This window comes from Geobacter grbiciae (assembly GCF_018531165.1).
Taxonomy (GTDB): domain Bacteria; phylum Desulfobacterota; class Desulfuromonadia; order Geobacterales; family Geobacteraceae; genus Geobacter; species Geobacter metallireducens.
Genome location: NZ_JAHDIW010000002.1, coordinates 423365 through 444089, shown reverse-complemented (window position 1 = coordinate 444089; position 20725 = coordinate 423365). Strand labels below are relative to the sequence as shown.

Genomic DNA, 20725 nt, shown 5'->3' with positions numbered 1-20725 from the left:
TCGGCCTGCTTGCGGATGTCGATCTTCGGGATCTTGACGGAAGAGTCGTCGCAGTCGGTCACCGTGGTGCCGTCGGCCGAGCCGGACACGCATGCGGTGTTGGTGAAGCTGTTCATGACGTTGAACGCGGTGCAGGTGTAGGAAGTGCTGGCACCGGCGGCCAGGTTTCCGATGGTCTTGGCGCAGCCGGGGACCTGGGCGTCGGTAACCGCCACGTTGGTCATCGGCACGTCACTGGTGTTGGTCACCACGATCAGGAAGTCGACGTTGGAGCCAGCCGGGAAGGTGCGGGAATCCGGCCCCTCAGCCTGCTTGCGGATGTCGATGCTCGGTTTAACGCCGAAATAGTGGCTCGGGTCGCATTTGGTGATCTGGACACAGCCGACTTGTGAACAGAAACCTGCTTCGGCACAGCCTGTGTTGGCGTACTGCCCTTCAATGGCGATCCCGGTCTTTGTGCAGGTCTGGGAAGAACCGACCGCCAGGGAGGCGATGGTGCAGATCGGACCAACCTTGTCGTCGGTGACTTTAACATTGGTAAGACCCACGTTGCCCGTGTTGGTGACCACGTAGGTCCACGTCACGGTACTGCCCACGAGAACCTTCGGGCCCGTCGGCAAGTCGGCGTCATCGCCGTTGGTGTACTTCTTGATCATGAGATCAGGAGCGACCTTGAACATACCCGCATCCCACGTCATGTCGTTCTCACCCGAGGTGAGGGCTGTGCAGACGGTCCTGCCGTAGCTCGGCCCGAATAACGGGTTGGCGTCGCTGTCTTTCGTAGGATCGCTGCCCTGATTCAGTGGGCTGAAATCGGTATAACCGGCAGCGAGCGAGAACAGGAGGGAGTAGTTGCCCGGCTTAAGGTCGCTGAAGAGGTACATGCCGCTAGCATCGGTGAAGGTGGTCGCGATCAGCGCGCCGGTGTCGCAGTTGTACAGATCAACCTTTGCGTTCGGTATGCCCGGTTCGCCGGCATCCTGTATGCCGTCTCGGTTCATATCGTTCCAGACGAAGTCGCCGATGGAGGCAAGTTTGATGAAACCAAAGTCTATAGTCTGGTTGGAACTAAAATTAGCAGGAAGATCAACAGGTGCTGGATTGCAATTGCTATCATTAGCGATCGTCTGGTCAGTGCTGCATGATGGGGTCGGCATGTAGCCTGTCGGAGTAATAACCTCGACTTTGTAACTACCAGCGCAGAATCCACTGAACTGATAATATCCGTTGCCGGTTGTGGTTGTGGTGGCGACGATGCTATTGTCTGAAACTTTCCTTAGATTAAGGGTCACGCCATTGATGCCCGGCTCTCCAGCGTCCTGGATGCCATTGGTGTTTTTATCATCCCAGACAAAATCACCGATGGTTCCGGTGCAGGCACTTTCAAAGCCGAAATCAATGGTCTGGTTAGAGGAGTTGTCAGCGGCCAGTGTTACCGGCGCTGGCGAGCAATTACTGTCGTTTCCGATCGTTTGATCAGTGCTGCAGAGCGGTACACGACTCAAGCCGGGAGGAGGTACGGATTCGACCAGATAGTCGCCTGCACAGAGGGCGTTAAACTGGTAGAAACCATTGGGGCCGGTTGTCGTCGTGGTAATGAGGCTGTTGTCTGATGCCTTGCGAAGAATGATGGTTACACCTTCGATCCCCGGTTCGCCGACATCCTGGAGACTGTTGAAGTTCTGGTCCAGCCAGACATAATCTCCGATTGAGCCGGTGCAGCGGGCGACATAACCAAAGTCGATGGTCTGATCTGAACTGGAGTCAGTCGGTAGCGTCACGGAAGCGGGGCTGCCGTTGCTGTCAAGGGCGCGGTCAGTGCCTTGTAGGGAGTCTGTCTGAAGCAGTCCCGATGGCAGAGTGGTTTCATCGACAACCACTTGATATGTTCCGGCGCAGAGTCCTGAGAACTGGTAATAACCGTTAGGACCACTTGTCGTTGTTGCCAGCACTGTCGTAAGCGTGTCGTTATAGAGCCTAATTGTTACGCCATTAATGCCGGCGGTCGGACCGTCGTTCTGAATGCCATCACGGTTTTTGTCCAACCAGATATAGTCCCCAATGGCGCCGGTACAGGCTGAGACATAGCCGAAATCGATGGTCTGATCGGAACTGGAGTCGGTGGGAAGCGTGACGAGAGCGGGGCTGCCGTTACTGTCGATTGTCCGGTCTGCCCCTACATTCGAAGCCGTTGGAGTAAATCCCGCCGGCAGTTTTGTCTCATCAACAACAACCTTGTAGTCGCCGGCGCACAGACCGGTGAACTGGTAATAGCCATGCTGGTTTAATGGGCCGACACCAGTGGTTGTCGTGGTGATGAGGCTGTTATCGGAGGCCATGTAGAGACTGACCGGCACTCCGTCTATGCCTGGTTCGCCGGAATCCTGGATGCCATTCCGGTTCAGGTCGTGCCAGACGATGTCACCGATAGAGCCGGTGCAGGCCTCGTACTGGATACTACTGTTAGCGTCAGCCTGGAACTGGAAATCAGCCTTGCCTTGTGTTGCTGGCATGCCATTAACGTTGCCGGCACCCCGGACTGGGGTTTGAAAGCCAGTTCCATTATAAAAAGCAGCAGATGGGTCGGCTTGATTGAAAGGGGTTACTTCATTGGTATTTGTGGCGAAAGATAACCGTGCATTCGGAGATGTGAAAGTAATAAATTCTGGGTTGTAAAAATCAATTTTTACAGAAGCTGCATAGCCACCGCCGCCTTGTAAAGTGGTCACAGTAGGATAATTATTGTTCAAAAAATTATCCAAAGGAACTGTAGCGTTAGTTGTAATAGAAAAATTGCCATTGTCATTGCTGATGGTTCCACTCATTATAAGGATGCCGTCGTTGTATCCTTGACCAGTTAATGAGTTAGAATTTAATTTTGTATCGTAATATACTTTGAAATAATTTATTGTCTGATTAGAACTTAATCTGAAATTTGTATTAACAGGAATGGTGCTCGAATCGGTAAATCCTGTTTGGGTAGCACCCATAACAACAGTAATTTCATAATCAGCATTCAATCCGCTTCCTGCTATTATTCCATTGGGTCCTTTAAAATTTGTAAGGAAACTATGCAGAAGCAGATTGAAATCAGATGAAGCAGGCGAAGTCGGTAATGGTACGACCCCTACCGCCAGACCGTTATCCGGCGACCAATCAAATACTGACACTGTGATGTTGCCAAGTCTGGTGTCCTTGAATTGCAACGTGCCAGACGCAGCGTACGTTTGAATAGTGCTAAAACATAACAATAGAATGGTTAGTAAACAATAATAGTATGCGCGTTTTCGCATAATCCTCTCCTTTCGTTTAAATTTTGAACATTAAACGGATACTGTTTTTCTGATGGGCTAAGTCGCCTCCTTTCTGTGAAAGATTAATAAATTTGATTGAGTACGATAATTAATTAGAGAAATCGTTAAACTGCTTATGCAATTTTTAAACCTTTTGCAAGTAAGCGATTATTATGACAAATTTTTTAGGAGATAAAGAGAGTGTAAAAATATCCAACAGTGCGACGGGTTCTAAATACATTGGGGGGTTGATTAAAATAAATGCTGGGTGGGGTGACCTCAGTATGTCCAATCTGTCGGTGTCGCTAGCAATGGCGAGATAAATGTGAATGGATTTGTATCTAAAATACATCCGTTCTCGTCATCAAAGGGTTGTGTAAAATTGTTCAAGCGATTTGTCGGCACAATTTACACTTTCAGGGGAGATGAAGCGGCTAAATTGGGTAACTCTTGATATTTATGGGGAATTTATTGTGGCATAGTAATTGCTCATATTTGATACCAAGCGATGTAAATGAAGAGGCTAATAGAAAGGAGGGGGTAGGTGGGGTGGTTGTGACGGCGAGAATTGTCGTTAATATTATAACGTTAGTAAAGGAGAGGAGGAGAAAGATGAAAACCGTAAAGAAAATGACCATCACAGCAGCATTGTTTGCTACCTGCGCGGCAGGGAATGCATTCGCGGCGACGACAACCATCGATTTTGCGGGGGTAGGTCAACCGGTTGCTCAACTTGATTGGTCCGTGGGTAACGCCCTAGGTGTAAATGCTGTACCGCTTGCAATAACGGATGGTACTGGAAATCCTGCTACCGACCCTGCAGTAAATCCTGCCTTGCAGACACATTTTAATCTTTATTATCAGGCAATACTGGGTAACTATAATAACGCAACCAATAAACCTATTCTTGGTTCCGGCTTGAATTCGACGTATGAAATAACGGCAATGATTGCGTTCGGTGAAAGAGGGTATACAAGTGCCCTTGCGGGTCCGGTGCCAGCAAATGCCAGTTTCTTCTTCGACCCTACTTTGCCCAATTATGTAAAGTTCTATAAATCTGCCATTAATGCCAGTGACCTCGCTGGAACTGGCTTTAATGACGGCAATGAATTTCTGTCGGGCAGGGTTGTAAGCGTTACTCGGAGCAATTTTAGCACCGAAGCCAACACTGGTCTCCTTGATCAGAATTTAGCTGATGATTGGGCGGGCCAACAAACCATTTATGGTACAGGATCCACCGCTGTCACTATCGCAGTAGATCAGATCAATAAGGATGAGGTTGTTATTACCAATCCTCTTAATTTGGACTTTATTATTATGTCCCTTAATTTCAATACATCAAACAACCTCCCCTTCCTGCAAGCTGATCCGTCCAGGCTGTTCTGGGACGTATCCGCAGGGGCTAACGTTGTTCCTGCACTCGGCGCAGTGAACGGTATCAATGGCCCTGATATCATTTTCCAGGCTGACGGCAACAACAGTTTTCAAATTGCCGCTGTTCCCGAACCGTCGACTTTCGCTTTAACTGGGCTTGGGCTTCTGCTTGCAGGTGGTTTCATGCGCCGTAGGGCGAAAAAATAACATTTTTTTCAGTTTCTATGGAATAAAAAGGGCTCTCAACCGAGAGCCCTTTTTATTTTCTATTTATGTGCTATGATAAACTTTAATTATGCAAATTCTTGCCTTCCCCTATACTCATACACTGTCTCATCTCAGCCGAGTTCTGGCAGTCGCTCTTGAGTTACGAAGGATGGGCCATGAGGTAGTTTTTGCCGGCGAGAGCCCCAAGGTTTCATTTGTCTTGCAGCAGGGCTTCGATGTGGTCCCCATTTATGAACCTGATCCTGAGATGCTTTTTGGTAACATTCGTTCCGGTAAGCTTCGATTTATTGAAGATGCCGAGTTGTTGCAAATGCTGACTGCAGATATAGAGGTAATTAGGTCCTTGAAACCCGACTTGGTGCTTTCAGACGGCAGGTTTAGTGCGCCCTTGTCTACCCATTTGACCAAGGTCAGGCACGCTGCTATTGTGAATGTTTCATCAACGGAGTACCGAGCACTCCCCTATGTGCCTTTTTTTGATTGGATTCCCCCCTGGCTGATTCGTCGCGATGCAATGCTCTGGGAAGCATTGGTCCGGCTGAATCTTGTTCTTGAAATGAAGCTGTTTGACAATGTTATGAGGGTATTCAAGAGGTTAAGCCGGGAATTGAACACAAACCGAACTGTTACGGCGACAAATTGCCTTACTGGAAATGATATAACACTCCTTGCGGATATTCCGGAGTATTTCCCATCGCGTAATCTGCCGGCTGCTTATCATTATGTGGGGCCATTGACCTGGAAAAGTGTTCTTGCTCCCCCGGCATGGTGGCCGCTTGATATTTCTTCATCGCCGCTGGTTTATGTGACAATGGGCACAACGGGAGTTTCCGAATTCTTTTCAAAACTTGGCCCAAGTCTCGCTACATCTTTTTTTTCGTCAATTGTAACCACTGGTGGCCAATCATCAGAGCTCAAGCCGATGCCAGGAAAGGTTTATGTGGAAAGTTACCTCGATGGCGATCTGATCATGGAGCGTAGTGACGTTGTAATTTGTCATGGAGGCAATGGCACCATCTACCAGGCTCTTTCTCACGGCAAGCCAGTGATCGGCATTCCAACCATACCTGATCAAAAATTCAATATGCGACGTGTTGAGGCAATGGGATTTGGGAAGTCACTTGAGTTAAAACAATTTTTGAAAAAGCCATCATTGCTTGCTGAAACGGTTAAACAAGTACTGTCTGATCATTCGTTCCGAAAAAATGCCCAAAAAATTCAAGCTGTCCTGAAATCTTATAATGCTGCATCCACAAGCGCCCAAATTCTCATTGACAGTATTTCATAGGGTCTCCATGAATACTTCAGAAAAAAAATTCTCCATACTATGTTCAAACCGGATTGTAAAAGCATTTTGGACTCTCAATGAAGAGATGAAGCCTGCCTATAAGGTAACCTTTGTGCGGGAGATTGATGCTTCAGCAATGGATAGACTTCGTCAGAACATCTTAAGGCAGACTTCCGTCAAGCCTTCATATACGGCATTCGTGATCAAGGCAGCTGCAATGGCTCTCCAGGAATATCCTTATGCAAACCGGGCTCTTCTCGGGTTTTCGTTTTGGAAGCGATTTGTCCAATTTAACCGGTTTGATATTACTGTAGCTGTTGAGCGCAACGTCCCAAATGCCGAATCTGTTGTTTTGGCAGATACTATTCTGGAATGTGATAAAAAATCCCTTGCCGACCTCACGGGCGAGTTGGTAGCCTTATCTAATGCAACGGAAGATTCCAATCCTCGGTGGCGGCTTTTTTATTCACTTCTTAGCAAGGTTCCCGTTTATTTTAGTAAGTGGCTCATTCGTTTGCCACGTCTTTTCCCAAGTATGTGGGCAACACATAGGGGCGGGGCCTGTTTTGTTAATTCTCCTGCCAAATATGGGATCGATTTTTTCATTGGAGACATGTTGTGGCCTCTTACGGTAACCTTTGGATGGGTCAAGGAGCGGCCGATTGCGATTGATGGGCGTGTCGAGGTCCGCAGGACTGTTCCGCTTGGTTTGATTTTCGACCGGCGGATCATGGCAGGAGCTCCAGCGGCACGGTTCTTTACGAGAATCGCCTACATTCTGGAACATGCAGACGAAGAAATCATCATGTAGCTGCCGGGTAGCAACCTGACTACTCGGCGTTATTCAGCTGCATGGCGGCATTCCCGATCCTGTAAGAAGCTCCTTATCAGGGTTGGAGCCCTTTAGAGTGATCTTAACCTTGAATCGACTTTCTCGACTATGTCATCAAAACATTTTGTCGATACTTTGATTTCTGGGTAGGTTCATCCAGATTGTCCGGATCGAGTTCCGTCAGCGGCCTGTTTAGCGCGTCAGGAGACATTTATGATTCCATTTACCTTTGAAGGTGTTGACAAAACTTCCAACAATTATGATGAAACGATGGAAGAGGTTTATAGATTGCGCTTCAAAGTGTATTGCGAAGAATGGAAATTCGAGGACACCAAGGATTATCCTGACGGCATGGAGCGTAATGAATATGACGACTTTTCAGAACACTTCATCATCAGGTGCACTGAAGATAAATCCATCGTGGGGACCGCTCGTATTATCCTTCCCAATGCACTGGGATATCCCATGACTCAGCACTGCGAAATTGTTCCCGAAATGCATGAGCAAGCATTGCAATGTGTAAAAACAGTGAAGATCGGCGAAGTTTCGCGCCTAGCTATCAGTAAAGAATATCGGAAGAGAATCGAAGACGACGCGCTCGTAGGATATGCCTCAATGTTGCCGTTTGGGACGGGTGTCGTTCACGAGCAGCGGAAGTGCAATTATGTCCATGAGTTTTATAAATTTCTTTTGTTGAGCAGCATGAACATGGGTTTATCTCATTGGTATGTTGCGATGAAGAGAGGATTATACGTACTCTTGAAGCGGGTTGGCATGATTTATTACCCTGTTGGTCCAGAGATTGATTACCATGGGCTCAGGACGCCCTATCTTGGTAATTTGCAGGAACTAAGGCTGGGAATGGAGAGAAAAGCCCCTGATTGCTTTAAATTCATTGAAAGCAACATGCTGTGATAAATCCGGTTACGCCACAATGTTGATGTTTCCGAATAAGAATTAGTCCCTGATTTGTGTCAGTATCGTGAAATTTTATTCAGATTATAACCAGAAAAGCGTTCATCGCAGTTGGTAAGATTCACGTCAAACTGCCCCTTGTTGGTCAACACTTCCCACACCAGAGGCTGCTCGGAATAGACCCTCCGCAATAACTCTGAAAGCTCTATATAACACGGCTGTCTCATGCCATGATAGTTGATGAGTGAACCAGTTGGTTTGAAATATATGGAGAGCTTTGCAAGAAGCCTGATAAGCGATGGCTCCATAATGGCAAACCAGTGGGTGACATGGTTTTCGCTGCTCATCTGAATCAGGCCTCTGATGAGCCCGAGTATGGGGCCGCATTGATTCAAAAGAGATGACGAGAAGGGGGCGCTGGAGGATGCCAGTTTGATGCAGCTGTGTTTGCAGGGTTTTGCCTTTGAGCGCAATTCCTTGGAAAGGCAAAACCGTGATATTTCAATCGGTTTGTAGATAGAGAAGAGTTTTCTGTCTGTGAATATCGAGTGACCGCATATTTTCTGGATGGGAAAACTGCGTGTATAGTCATCCTGGTTTGGGAGGATCATCCGGACTGAACCAAGTGACTGACCTGATTTATTGTATTTGATGATGGAGTGGACCGAGTTGTCGTCGAATTCGTCGGTCTCCATTTGGTGTGAAGATTCGGGGGGCTCAAATTCGTTTTCAATGCAATAAACTTGATACCTGAGACGATATGTTTCTTTGACGAGTTCATCGGTTTCAGCGGGTACGACTGAATAGAGCAGGTTGAAGTAATCGACGAGTCCCAGTTCGGGTGAGAATCTTGTAAATGTCCCTGTCATTGTTGATGTCCTCCGTGACGTTTCTTTTTTAGCTGGTCATAATGGATATGGCTAGAAAAAAAGAAGCCGGTGCGCATATCTTTTTGGTAGATATTTCGGCAACCCGGCTGTCTCGGAGAGACCCAATAGGCTTTCCGCCCCATCCTCACGGATGGTTGAGTATTATCGTCTATCTATAAATGTTGCATCTATTCTATATCACACGCGGTTCAATTCAAGCAACAATAAATATCCAGGGAAGAAAGGCTCACCTTTCCCGGAGTAGGTTCCGTCATGCTACACCGTCATGCTACAGGAGGTCTACCAAAAAGGCCATGCCTTGGTTTTCACGACATAGATTCCCAGCAGCAGATTGGTTAAGCTATGGGTCACAATGCATGCTGATAAACTTTTGGTCCTGCACAGAAGCGCATGGTAGATTACGCCGGCCATACATCCAGCGATAATGAACTGATGCTCTAGACCGAACAGCAAGACCGTCGCAATAAATGATGCCCACGTGAATGTTCCCACCGGCACCGATTCAAAGTCCTGATTGATGACCAGTCTGGCTATATAGGATCGCCAGAAGATCTCTTCCATTATCGGGACCACAATCGAAGCCCCAGCCACGCGGAAAGCAATAAGTACTGTCCGGTGGATGTGATCAGAAATAAGGTCGGGATTGTACCCTTGAGCCGGTTTCTGGAAGGGCAAAAGCCAATCCATTTGTATCCAGAGCACGAAAACAATGATCCCTGCAAGTATCGCGGATATGGCTATGGAAGGGCGTATGATTTGTTTAATACTAATTTCATGGTAATGTTTTCTGAAATAGAGCAGCAATAAGCCCACGACCATTGTCTTGAAGGGGTAGAGGAAGAGTGGACTCTCGGGTCGGAGGGCAATGACGCCGTTATTATCGAGCCAGGGCAATAACCCTTCGATGGCGATAAATGCCATGAAAACTGCGAAGGGAAGTATGTGGGCAAGAGTTCTCGTATGCATTGTACGGTTTACTTGGGTTAATGAATTGTGGTAATTTTGAGTAACCTTAACCGTTGCTCCTGGTAAAGTCAAATAGTGTCTTTTCAAGGCGAGACAGAGAATGAATACTGAACAAATCTTTCTCTGTTAATCACCTAGTACCACGTAACATTATATAGTTCGTATTTGTTGAAATAAGTGATATTCTGGCGGTAACTCAATCAAGGAGGCCGCCATGTCACCAAGATATCGAGTAACGCTTACCCAAGAAGAACGCAAAGAACTCGAAACGCTGACGAGACGGGGGAAAACACATGCCAGGCGCTTTACCCACGCCCGGGCGTTATTGCTCTGCGACGCTGGCGAGCATGGCCCAGCCTGGAAAGTGGAAAATGTGGCCGAAGCTCTTGGTATCACCAGTCGTACGATAGAGAAGCTAAAAAAGCGCCTCGTTGAAGACGGTCTTGATGCAGCGCTTGATCGTAAGCCACGAGCCAAACCGCCCCGCGAGGTGACGTTTGACGGAGCCTTTGAAGCCAGACTGCTCGCTCTGGCCTGCTCTGATGCCCCGGAAGGGCATGCTCGCTGGACCGTCAGGCTTCTTGCTGACAAGGCTGTCGAACTTAATTTCGCCGAATCCGTATCGCACATGACCGTCCAACGGGTGTTAAAAAAAACGAACTTCAGCCTCACCGGAGCAAGTACTGGAAAATCCCGCCCGACGGTAGCGCCGCCTTTGTAGCGGCGATGGAAGATATTCTGGAGGTCTACCACCTCCCGTACGACCCTGAGTGCCCCGTAGTCTGCATGGATGAGTCCTGCAAGCAATTGATCGGTGAAGTCCGTGAACCTATCCCAGGGAAACCTGGAGTCGTGCGCAAGATTGATGACGAATACGTGCGCAACGGTGTTGCCGAAATCTTTATGGAAGTGGAGCCATTGGGGGGCAAGCGCCATGTTGCCGTCACCGAACGCCGCACCAGAAAGGATTGGGCAATGCAGATCAAGCAGATGCTGGACGAGCGCTATCCGGATGCCCGCAAGGTCCGCTTGGTCATGGACAACTTGAACACCCATGGCATTGCCTCTCTCTATGAAACCTTTCCCCCAGCGCAGGCCAGGCGCTTGGCGGAACGACTCGAGATTCACTATACGCCCAAGCACGGCAGCTGGCTGAATATGGCTGAGATTGAGCTCAGTGTCCTGAAAGGACAGTGTCTGGATCGCCGGATTGCCGATATGGCGACAATGCAAGCCGAAGTAACAGCGTGGGAAACCACCAGGAACAACAGCATGAAAAAAATTGACTGGCAGTTTGCCGCCACAGATGCACGGATCAAGCTCAAACGGCTATATCCGGCATTTTAAATGTTACATGGTACTAGGTAATTCAATGATTTTTTATTCATTCGATGTAGCGCCGAATCTAACTCTTTCCTCCTGTGACGAAGCTGCGGAACAAGTAATCGGAGCTCCTGCAGCCCTTCTCGCAGGAAAGCCTTATTATGAGGTGTTCCCGCGAGTGTGGTATCAGGACCGGGATGCGGTGGCAGAGGTCGTCCAAAGCGGCAATCCTTTATTGCTGCGAGATTATTCGGTTATTTGCATTTTGGGGAGGATTTCGGCTGATATACGTTTAGAGCCCGTCCTGAATCAGGAAAACGCTGTGGGGGCGGTTCGTGTTTCCGTGTGCGCTTCTGAAACCTGTTCAAGAGCCTTGGAGTTGAAGGGGGCCAGCACGCTCATCGACATCGGCAAGGTGTCCGCCACTCTTGCCCATGGCGTTCGAAATCCGCTCAACGCAATAAAGGGAGCGGTAGTATATCTCAAGCACCGCTATGGCTCCGATGAAACATTTGTGGAATTTGCGGACATCATCGACGACGAGATTGCAAAGCTCGATGGATTCATAACCAAGTTCCTCAGTACGTCGCTCCTGGAGATGGAAAAATCGCGCAGCGACCTCCATTTGCTTCTTGAAAAGGTATTGAAGATTACATCGCTTCAGGCACAGGAACGCGATATCCGGTTTGTCTGCGATTACGGGGATGTTCCGTTCCTCGAGTTTGATGCTTTTCATCTGGAGAGCGCAATACTCAACATTGTCAACAATGCCATTGAGGCTATGGGGAGCGGCGGCACGATCACGTTCAGAACCCGTTTGAACACTATGGCGGACAGGAGGCAGGTGACGCTCGATATCTCAGATTCCGGGCCGGGGATACCTGAGGGGGCTTTCCACAATCTGCTTTCACCACCATGTGGCAGCATTCGGGACAAGGGGCGGGGGTTCGGTCTTTTTATCTCTCGGGAGATCATTCAGCATCACGGTGGAAGTCTTGAAATAATCAACTCCAAGGGAAACGGTGCGACCGTGCGTCTCTGCCTTCCTGTAGAGAGTTCTCATGGAGAAGCACATGCAGGGTAAAGCGCACGGGAAAGTGCTCATTGTCGATGATGAGCCAAATGCCCTGAAGGTGCTCGCTGCAATCCTGCGGGAGGAAGGCTATTCTGTGTTCAAGGCTGGGGATGCCGCCGAGGCAGAGCAAGCCTTGAGTAAAGAGGATATAGACACTGTCATTACCGACATGAAAATGCCTGGCAAGGACGGCATACAGCTGATGGATTTTATGGCGGAGCGCTATCCCGATATACCGGTTATTTTCCTGACGGCTTATGGTTCCGTGGATTCAGCTGTGCATGCCATCACCCGCGGAGCATTCTATTATTTCATCAAACCCCCTGATTACGTTAAGCTCAAGGGAATCCTGGCTCGGGCAGTTGAACAACGCAGCCTTAAGCGCGAACTGGAAACTCTGCGCAAGAGAGTCTCCGGCGGAACGCCGGCACGCATTGTTGGCGCCACTCCGGAAATGCTCCATATCTTTGAAACTGTCGAGGCCGTCAAGGATTCCATGAGCAGCGTGCTCATCTGTGGCGAGACCGGAACCGGCAAGGAACTCATTGCCCGCTCCCTTCACTACGGAAGTGTGCGAAGGGATAAACCGTTCGTCGCGGTAAATTGCGCGGCCATGCCTCGCGAGTTGATTGAGTCGGAACTCTTCGGGTACGAGAAGGGGGCCTTCAGTGGGGCTTTCTCCCGTCGCATCGGCCGATTTGAAGAAGCGGCGGAAGGAACGATCTTTCTCGATGAGATCGGTGAACTGGAAATGCCGCTTCAGGCAAAACTGCTCAGAGTCCTTCAGGAAAAGGAAATAGAGCGACTTGGCAGCAACAAGAAAATCAAGGTCAATTTTCGGCTCATCTCGTCTACAAACAGGAATATACCCGCGGAGATAGCCGCCGGGAACTTTCGGGAGGATCTCTTCTACCGGCTCAACGTGGTTCAGGTGCAGGTGCCTCCCCTTCGTGACCGCCGGGAAGACATTCCTCTCCTTGCCGCCGAACTTGTCAGGGAATACGGCGCGCGCGAAGAAAAGGTGCTCCGTTTTGACGACGACGTTATGCAGGCCTTTCTGAACTATGACTGGCCCGGAAACATACGCCAGTTGGGCAACATTATTGAACGTGCCGTCGTTCTTGCAAAGAAGGACCGAATCACAACCAAGGAGCTTCCCGAAGAGCTAAAGCCCTATGTAGTGCGGGTTGAGAGCCGTCAGCAGGTGCGTACCCTTCGTGAACTCGAAGAGGCGGCAATACTTTCGGCATTGGAAGAGAGCGGTGGGAATAAATCGCATGCGGCCAAAATGCTGGGGATTTCTCGAAAGGCCCTCTATAAGCGACTCGGTGAAATGGGGGTTTTAAGGTGAGTTAGAAGAGTGTTTCCAAAAGATACAACAACTAACGATGATAACTAACGGTTAATTACAAGTTTTGTATTTGAGATGTATCCTTTGGATACATCTTTTTTTTGTTTTCTGTGCTGGAGCAAATAAGTGTTTCCAAAGGGAGCAGTGGCAGCCGTTTCGTTTATGATCAGCTGGGTGAATTCAAGCCCAGAGGGGAGCTTGACTGGAATTTTGCAATTATTGTTGTAATTAATAATTGTAATAAATACAGTATAATAAATGTATTTATGGGACGGTCAATAAAGATAATTTTATAAAGCGCTTCCATTGGGTATCCATATTGCTCCATTGCTGGTCATGGAACGAGAAACGATTCTAATAATTGATGAGGCCGGCTTCTCGCGGGTCTGTTCCGCAATTCTCGAGGCAGAGGGGTATCGTGCGGAAACTATCCCTCACGAGAGCCTTGAATCGCGAACGGTGTGCAATGATGGCGTGGGGTTAGTAATAGCGAGTTACCCTTACGGATCGCGTTTTTTTGAGGATCTCTGCCGGTTCAGTCTGCCAATTATTGTCCTGACGGATCATATCAGCAAGGATCTCCTCTCTGTGCTCGAGGGATTTGAAAATTCCATCTGTATGATCAAACCTCTTGATTATAAAAAATTTACCTCAGTCGTACGACAAATGATGGCCGGTACTTATGCGAGCCAGGGAGGGTACAGCATTGTTTAACAGACGTATTGCACTGATTTGTCTTATTGTGGCGACTCTTTCCGCATGTGGGGGGAAAACAAAGGAAGAGCTTTACGCCGAGGCAGTTAAGGAACTGGACAAGGGCAACGCCAATGGAGCGATTGTTCTTCTGAAAAATGCCGTTGATAAAGATCAGAATTATTTCGACGCCCGTTACAAGCTTGCGAAGGCATACATGGCAGTGGGCAAATTCGAACAGGCGGAAAAAGAGTTCCAGAAAGCACTCCGGCAAAATCCATCCAATCCCGAAATCAGGCTTGACCTGGCAAAACTCTACAATTCAATCAACAAACCTGACGAGTCAATAGCTGAAGCCAAGGCGTATCTCTCAGCACGGGCCGGATCGGCGGAGGCCCTTGAAGTGATTGGTACGAGTTACGGCCAAAAGAAGATGTTCGATGAGGCCGAGAAGTACTTGAAGGAGTCTCTCCGGGCAGAACCTGCCCGTGCGTCGGCAATGCTGCAATTGGCAAAGGTTTATCTGGCGACCAAGCGGGAGCAGGAGGGGATGGGGCTTCTTAATGACATTGTTCAGAAAGACCCCAAGAATACCAAAGCGTACTATCTTGCTGCCGCCTATGAAGGCTACCGCGGCAACAGTGAAAAGGCCCTTGAATACTACCAAAAGATCATGCAGGCGGATCCCGATGATGCCAATGCGGCCTTCAGGATTGGAATGATGCAGATAAGCAAGGGTGAAGTGGACAAGGCCGAACGCCTTGCCGACGACCTGATCAGGAAATCGTCCAAACGGCCGGAAGGACACCAACTCAAGGGAATTGCCCTCTACACTAGGAAAAACTACGACCAGGCAATTACAGAACTTCAAGGCGTCGTGAAAAGCTATCCAAACCCCGGCGCCTATTACTATCTCGGCCTGAGTTACTATCAACGCAACGATCTCGAGAGCGCCCTGAGTCAGTTCCGCAAGGTGCTCGACCTCAGCCCGAAGCATCTACAGGCACGGCTTATGTCCGCGACGGTTCTGCTTCAGCAGAAGCGAGTAGATGATGCCATTACCGAAGCGAAGCGTGTTATTGAGCTTGACGATAAGAATGCCTTCGCCCACAACCTTCTCGGCAGCGCCTACATTGCCAAGGGGATGACCGACGAGGCGCTCAAGGAACTCAACCGTGCGATTGAGCTTGAGCCGAAGCTGGTTGGCGCCCACATGAAGAAGGGGATCGTCAGCCTGGCGCGTGGAAAGAGGGCTGAAGGCGAGGAAGAGCTTGAAACGGCGGTGAAGGTTGCTCCCGATGTTCTCAACAGCCGGTATCTGCTGGCAAGCTACTACATGCGCCAGAACAAGCAGGCCCGCGCCATCGAGGTGCTCAAGGCCGGGCTGAGGGGAGGCAAGCAGGATGCCCCTCTCTACAATACAATGGCCGCTGCCGCCTTTGCCGATAAGCGGGAAAAGGATGGTATTTCGTATCTTCAAAAGGCGCGGGAAGTCGATCAGGCATATCTCCCGGCTTCCTTCAACCTGGCATCGTATTACATCAGCAAAAAGGACAACGGACGCGCAGCCGGGCTGTTCAACGAGATATTGAAACGTGATCCGGCCAACCTCAAGGCTCTGATCGGCCTCGGCGCCATCAGCGAATCGGAGGGGAAGGAGCAGGAGGCATTAGCCTACTATACCAAGGCCAAGGAAACAAAGGACCCCGTCGGCTATCTCTCTCTTGCATCCTACTACATCAGGAAAAAGGAGTCGCCCAAGGCCCTTGCTTTAGCACAAGAGGGGTTGAAGGGGACCCCGAACAATGTGGCGCTATTGGAGTTGAAGGGCGGACTTCTCGCAGCCGATAAGAAGTACGAGGAGGCCCTCAAGGTCTATGATGAGCTGGAAAAGGTCGCCCCGGCACGGGCGATTCCGCTGAAAATCGGGGCCTTGGTGGCAACCAGGAACATCCCCAAGGCCGTGGAGCAGGCACAGAAGATAGTCGCCGCCAACCCCAAGTCCGCGGCCGGTCATCTTGTTGTTGCATCAATCTACGAGAGTCAGAAAGACTATGATCGTGCCATTTCGGCTGTTAGAAGCGGCATGGCTGTTGAGCCCGGCAATCTTCGGGCGGCCATGGCCTTAGGTGGGCTTTATGAGAAGAAACGGGATTTTGCCAGGGCTATCGAAGCCTATAACGACATTCTCAGGAAAAGCCCCAAGAATATCCCCGCGATGTTTGCTAAAGGAGCGGCTTTCGATCAATCGGGCAAGAAAAAAGAAGCTGTCGGTATCTATCGTTCCGTACTCAAAATAGCGCCTGATTTTGTACCCGCGCTTAATAACCTGGCATATCTGGCTGCCGAAGGATATGGAAACAAGTCAGAGGCTTTATCCCTGGCCGGTCGCGCAAACAAGCTCCAGCCCAATAACGCCGGGGTCATGGATACCTACGGCTATGCGCTGCTGAAAAACGGCAAGAGGACCGAATCGGTCAGAGTGCTTGAAAAGGCAGCCTCTCTCCTTCCGAAGAACCCCTCCGTGCACTACCACCTTGCCATGGCCTATCGCGAGGTGGGTGACAGGGCAAAGGCCAGCGCCAGTGCCCAGAAATCTCTTCAATATGGGGAATTCCCCGAAAGTGCCGCGGCAAGGAGACTCCTTGCCGAACTGAAGCGCTAAAAGAGGACAGGAAGGTATGAAGAAGATGGTCATCCTGCTCATAACCGGCGATATTGTCTGTACGGTCCTGGCATTGGGAATCGCCTACCTGGTCAGGTTCGGCACCGTACCGGGCATGGAAAGTTTCCTGAGCCTCGCGGGAGCTGTCCAACTCGTGCTTTTGGTGGTTGCGGTCATCTTCTCCTCGTTCATGGTTGAATTCTATAACGTCGACAAAGATATGAAACTGAGGGAGCGCATCGCCCACTCGGCGATTTCCCTCAGCGTCTCCTTTCTGATTCTCTCGGCCATCTTCTATCTTGCGCCTGACTTGACCATCGGCAGGGGGCTCCTTGCCATGGCCCTGGTAATCTGGGGCTCCTTGCAGATCCTGTGGCATTTGTTCTGCCGTGTTTCTCTTTACCATCCCGGTCTTGCGCGTCGTGTGCTGGTGCTTGGCACGGGACCCCTGGCCCGGGAGATCGGCGGCCTTGTTTCGGCCACCAACCACAATCATGTCTTGGCAGGTTATTTCAGTTGCCCGAACGAACCTGTCTATGTCCCTTCGCAACACATCGTCGGCAATGGTGACGGACTTGTTTCCGCGGCCATCAGGGAACGGACCGACAAGATCGTCGTGAGCCTTTCCGAGCGGCGAGGCTCGTTTCCCCTCAGCGAGGTGCTCAACTGTAAATTCAGCGGGATTGAAGTCGTTGATGCACCCTCGTTCTACGAACAGATCACCGGCAAGCTGATGATCGAGAACATCACGCCAAGCTGGTTCATCTTTTCCAACGGTTTCCGCAGGACAGGCTTCGGCAGGGTCATGAAAAGGGGTACTGACCTGGTTCTTTCGCTTGTGGGAATCATCCTTGTCCTCCCGATCCTCCCATTCATAGCCCTCGGGATCAGGATCACTTCTCCCGGCTCAATTCTGTTCCGCCAGGTGCGTGTCGGGCAGGGGGACCGTCCCTTTGCCCTCTACAAGTTCAGATCCATGCGTGCCGATGCCGAGAAGTCATCCGGCGCGGTCTGGGCACAGAAAGACGACCCTCGCGTCACCAGGTTCGGCAAATTCCTGCGCACCTCGCGGCTCGACGAGTTGCCCCAGCTCTACAACGTCCTCAGGGGCGACATGAGCCTCGTGGGGCCCCGGCCCGAGCGTCCCGAATTCGTTGAAAAGCTGAAAGAAGTCATACCCTATTATTCCGAGCGTCACTTCGTCAAGCCGGGAGTCACCGGCTGGGCCCAGGTCAAGTATCCCTATGGGGCCTCGGTGGACGACGCCATTGAAAAGCTCCGCTACGATCTTTACTACATCAAAAACATGTCGATGCTTCTCGATATCATAATCGTTCTAGAGACAATCAAAGTGGTCCTTTTCGGAAGAGGAAGCAGATAAGGGGGGGAAATGGAAAGATTGCAAGGGATGCTGAAATTTAGTTGTGGATTTATTGCCGTTGTCCTTGTCGTGGTGATGCTTTCAGGCACGAGTGCTATGGCGTCCGAGGGCTCCGACGGGGATTACGTCGTTGGAGATGGGGATTCCCTGATGATCTCCGTCTGGGGGGAGAAGGAGCTCAGCGGCACGGTTACGGTGCGGCCCGACGGCAAGATTACGCTGCCAGCCATCGGCGACGTGATTGCTTCCGGGTTTACCCCCACAAAGCTCAGCGAAGACCTTGCGGAGAAGCTCGCCAAGGTAGTCAATAAGCCGATTGTTACGGTAACGGTCAATACTGTCACCAACAACAAGATCTACGTGTTTGGCGGCGGGGTTCCTTCAGGAGTAGCGGTTCTCCCCTCCCGTACAACGCTCCTTCAGTTCCTGATCCGCTATGGCAATTTCAAGGGGATTGATCTGGGGAACGCCTATCTGCTTCGCAACGGCAAGAAGATGGATGTGGATTTCCATTCCCTGCTGGTCAAGGGAGACGTGACCAAGGACGTTCCCCTCAAACCCGAGGATATGATCTATATCCCCGACAATGAAGCATACAAGATTTACGTGATGGGAGCCGTGGCCAATCCGAAGTATGTCTTCTATCGTGACGGGCTTAGAATTCTTGACGCCATAATCGAGACTGGCGGATTTACCAAGTTCGCCAAGGAGAATGATGTCCTGATCGTCCGCAAGGAAGGAACCAGCACAACGGAGATCAGCGCCAAGGTCAAGGATCTTATGAAAGAGGGGGACATGTCCCAGAACGTCAACCTCAAACCCGGCGATTTTGTCATAGTCAAGGAAAGTATCTTTTAGCCTGGAGATCAACTAATGGTATCAAAGACGGAAGAGTTGAACAAATACCTGAAAATGCTCATGAAGAGGAGATACCTCTTCATTGTGGTATCTCTTGTGGTGATGTCTGTGATTGCCTGGGGAAGCTTTTTCCTTCCCAAGAAATATGAGGCATCGAGCACGGTATTTATCGAAAAGAGTGTCATCAAGGATCTGGTCAAGGGGATCACCTTTACCCCCTCTGTCGAGGACAAGGTTCGCATCCTGCGGTATGCCATGCTCAGCCGCACCTTTGTTACCAACGTCCTGAAATCTCTCGATGTCGACACAAAGGTGAAGAATGAGAAAGAAATGGAAGCGCTTGTTGAAGACTTCCAGAAAAGGACGCAAATAAGCATAAAGGGTAACGACCTCTTCATCGTCAGCATCCGGGACAAGGATCCGAAGCTTGCCACCGACTACGTCAACACGCTTGTCAGAAAGTATGTGGAGGAAAACGTTTCCAGCAAGCGGCAGGATTCCTTTGGCGCTGATCGGTTCATCTCCGAGCAGCTGAAAACCTTCAAGGACAAGCTTGACGAGTCCGAGAACAAGATCGTTGCTTTTCGTCAGAAACGGGGCGTTTCGGTGGGGATTGACGAGGCGCTCCTCGTTAATGACATCCGTCAATATCAGGGAGAACTTGATTCAATACGGATCAAACGGAATGAGTTGACCGCAACACGGGATGCTCTCAGGCGTCAGCTCAAGACCATCAAGCCCACCACCGTCGCTCTCTCGTCCCGGGAGAACTCGAGCGAGGTTGAGATGCTCGAGCGCAGGCTCAAACAGCTCTCTGCCAATTACACCGACAACTATCCCGAGGTCATCCGTCTCAAGAGTATCATCGCATCGCTCAAGAAAAGGCCGGAGTCGGGCCATCAGGCAGAAACAGGCGGGAAAGAGGAATTCAGCACGGCCAACCCCGTGTACCAGAATCTCGAGCAGCAGTTGTACCAGGTTGAGGCAGAGCTTGAGGCGGTCAACGCCAAACAGCGCCAGCTCCATGCAACCATAGGCGGCAAGGAACATGAACTTCGAAACGTTCCGGCTGACCAGAAGACACTGACTGACCTCATCAAGGAGCGCGACGCCAATCGGCAGCTGTATGAACAGCTTCTCACCCGGCAGGGGCAGGCTCAACTCACGAAGGAGATGGAGGTGGAGGACAAGGCGACGACGTTCAGGGTCGTGGACCCGGCGATCGTGCCGATGAAACCGGTCAGCCCCGACCGGGTCAAGATGATCATCATGGGCATCATCATGGGATTCGTTGCCGGGGCCGCCTCAGTCTTTGTCATGGAGATGTTCGACTCCTCCGTCAAGGATGTCACCTCTCTCAAGAAGCTGGGTTATGAGGTACTTGCAGTAATTCCGACCATTTTCAACCAGGAAGAAGCAAGCAAGGTGGCGAAGAAAGATCGAAAGATATACCTGGTCGCGGGTTGTTACTTCGCTCTCATCTGCCTGATGCTTACCCATGAACTGCTTGAACTGACACTTATCGAAAAAGTTCTCACAAAACTGGGGCTTGATCAGTTCATCATAAGTTGATGCCCAACTGAGCAGAGAAAG

At 50.1% G+C, this 20725-nt stretch carries 14 protein-coding genes and 1 riboswitch; of the genes, 11 read left to right on the top strand and 3 right to left on the bottom strand.

Annotation, left to right across the window (positions count from 1 at the left end; translation table 11 throughout):
• Positions 1–3293 (bottom strand): SdrD B-like domain-containing protein (locus KJB29_RS05415; protein WP_281412905.1); only part of this gene is annotated, 3293 nt, incomplete at its 3' end.
• Positions 3294–3905: 612 nt separating this feature from the next.
• Between KJB29_RS05415 and KJB29_RS05410 the strand changes: the two genes are divergently transcribed.
• The 4 genes from KJB29_RS05410 (at position 3906) to KJB29_RS05395 (ending at position 7930) form a co-directional block, all read left to right on the top strand.
• The gene (locus tag KJB29_RS05410; RefSeq protein WP_215733705.1) at positions 3906–4874 is read left to right on the top strand and encodes a PEP-CTERM sorting domain-containing protein; all 969 of its coding nucleotides are present in this window, start codon (positions 3906–3908) and stop codon (positions 4872–4874) included.
• Between the two features lie 88 nt (positions 4875–4962).
• On the top strand, positions 4963–6183 hold the full coding sequence (locus KJB29_RS05405; protein ID WP_215733704.1) for a glycosyltransferase: 1221 nt from the start codon (positions 4963–4965) through the stop codon (positions 6181–6183).
• 7 nt (positions 6184–6190) lie between these two features.
• Positions 6191–6994: a 2-oxo acid dehydrogenase subunit E2 gene (locus KJB29_RS05400; RefSeq protein ID WP_215733703.1), complete on the top strand. Its 804-nt coding sequence runs from the start codon at positions 6191–6193 to the stop codon at positions 6992–6994.
• A gap of 234 nt (positions 6995–7228) precedes the next feature.
• On the top strand, positions 7229–7930 hold the full coding sequence (locus KJB29_RS05395) for a PEP-CTERM/exosortase system-associated acyltransferase (protein WP_215733702.1): 702 nt from the start codon (positions 7229–7231) through the stop codon (positions 7928–7930).
• 59 nt (positions 7931–7989) lie between these two features.
• On the opposite strand, the gene KJB29_RS05390 is transcribed toward KJB29_RS05395, so the two are convergent.
• The gene (locus tag KJB29_RS05390; protein WP_215733701.1) at positions 7990–8799 is read right to left on the bottom strand and encodes a PEP-CTERM/exosortase system-associated acyltransferase; all 810 of its coding nucleotides are present in this window, start codon (positions 8797–8799) and stop codon (positions 7990–7992) included.
• 94 nt (positions 8800–8893) lie between these two features.
• A riboswitch (cyclic di-GMP riboswitch) is annotated at positions 8894–8970 on the bottom strand.
• Between the two features lie 129 nt (positions 8971–9099).
• Positions 9100–9786: a CAAX prenyl protease-related protein gene (locus KJB29_RS05385; RefSeq protein ID WP_281412904.1), complete on the bottom strand. Its 687-nt coding sequence runs from the start codon at positions 9784–9786 to the stop codon at positions 9100–9102.
• A gap of 214 nt (positions 9787–10000) precedes the next feature.
• Between KJB29_RS05385 and KJB29_RS05380 the strand changes: the two genes are divergently transcribed.
• From KJB29_RS05380 to KJB29_RS05350, 7 genes are all read left to right on the top strand, one after another.
• Positions 10001–11133 (top strand): IS630 family transposase gene (locus tag KJB29_RS05380; RefSeq protein ID WP_215733699.1). Its coding sequence is split into 2 segments (ribosomal slippage): positions 10001–10430 and positions 10430–11133, totalling 1134 coding nucleotides; the frame shifts between segments, so codons are not numbered across the junction.
• Positions 11134–11158: 25 nt separating this feature from the next.
• Positions 11159–12193: a two-component system sensor histidine kinase NtrB gene (locus tag KJB29_RS05375; protein WP_215733698.1), complete on the top strand. Its 1035-nt coding sequence runs from the start codon at positions 11159–11161 to the stop codon at positions 12191–12193.
• Positions 12171–13535: a sigma-54-dependent transcriptional regulator gene (locus tag KJB29_RS05370; RefSeq protein ID WP_246560406.1), complete on the top strand. Its 1365-nt coding sequence runs from the start codon at positions 12171–12173 to the stop codon at positions 13533–13535. Before KJB29_RS05375 ends, KJB29_RS05370 begins: the two co-directional genes overlap by 23 nt.
• A gap of 706 nt (positions 13536–14241) precedes the next feature.
• Complete coding sequence (gene prsT, locus KJB29_RS05365; protein ID WP_215733697.1) at positions 14242–16893, top strand: XrtA/PEP-CTERM system TPR-repeat protein PrsT; 2652 nt, start codon at positions 14242–14244, stop codon at positions 16891–16893.
• Positions 16894–16909: 16 nt separating this feature from the next.
• Positions 16910–18274 (top strand): TIGR03013 family XrtA/PEP-CTERM system glycosyltransferase, encoded by a 1365-nt coding sequence (locus tag KJB29_RS05360; RefSeq protein ID WP_215733696.1) that lies wholly within the window; start codon positions 16910–16912, stop codon positions 18272–18274.
• A gap of 9 nt (positions 18275–18283) precedes the next feature.
• The gene (locus KJB29_RS05355) at positions 18284–19132 is read left to right on the top strand and encodes a polysaccharide biosynthesis/export family protein (protein WP_215733695.1); all 849 of its coding nucleotides are present in this window, start codon (positions 18284–18286) and stop codon (positions 19130–19132) included.
• A gap of 15 nt (positions 19133–19147) precedes the next feature.
• Positions 19148–20704 carry an XrtA system polysaccharide chain length determinant gene (locus KJB29_RS05350; protein ID WP_215733694.1) on the top strand — a complete coding sequence of 519 codons (1557 nt, stop codon included), beginning with the start codon at positions 19148–19150 and terminating at the stop codon, positions 20702–20704.
• The last annotated feature ends 21 nt before the right edge of the window (positions 20705–20725 follow it).

Bases quoted from the DNA above. Each gene is read 5' to 3' on its own strand.
- KJB29_RS05410 (WP_215733705.1), top strand. From the start codon at position 3,906: ATGAAAACCGTAAAGAAAATGACCATCACAGCAGCATTGTTTGCTACC.
- KJB29_RS05355 (WP_215733695.1), top strand. From the start codon at position 18,284: ATGGAAAGATTGCAAGGGATGCTGAAATTTAGTTGTGGATTTATTGCC.
- KJB29_RS05370 (WP_246560406.1), top strand. From the start codon at position 12,171: ATGGAGAAGCACATGCAGGGTAAAGCGCACGGGAAAGTGCTCATTGTC.
- KJB29_RS05395 (WP_215733702.1), top strand. From the start codon at position 7,229: ATGATTCCATTTACCTTTGAAGGTGTTGACAAAACTTCCAACAATTAT.
- KJB29_RS05385 (WP_281412904.1), bottom strand. From the start codon at position 9,786: ATGCATACGAGAACTCTTGCCCACATACTTCCCTTCGCAGTTTTCATG.
- KJB29_RS05360 (WP_215733696.1), top strand. From the start codon at position 16,910: ATGAAGAAGATGGTCATCCTGCTCATAACCGGCGATATTGTCTGTACG.
- KJB29_RS05350 (WP_215733694.1), top strand. From the start codon at position 19,148: ATGGTATCAAAGACGGAAGAGTTGAACAAATACCTGAAAATGCTCATG.
- KJB29_RS05390 (WP_215733701.1), bottom strand. From the start codon at position 8,799: ATGACAGGGACATTTACAAGATTCTCACCCGAACTGGGACTCGTCGAT.
- KJB29_RS05375 (WP_215733698.1), top strand. From the start codon at position 11,159: ATGATTTTTTATTCATTCGATGTAGCGCCGAATCTAACTCTTTCCTCC.
- KJB29_RS05400 (WP_215733703.1), top strand. From the start codon at position 6,191: ATGAATACTTCAGAAAAAAAATTCTCCATACTATGTTCAAACCGGATT.
- KJB29_RS05405 (WP_215733704.1), top strand. From the start codon at position 4,963: ATGCAAATTCTTGCCTTCCCCTATACTCATACACTGTCTCATCTCAGC.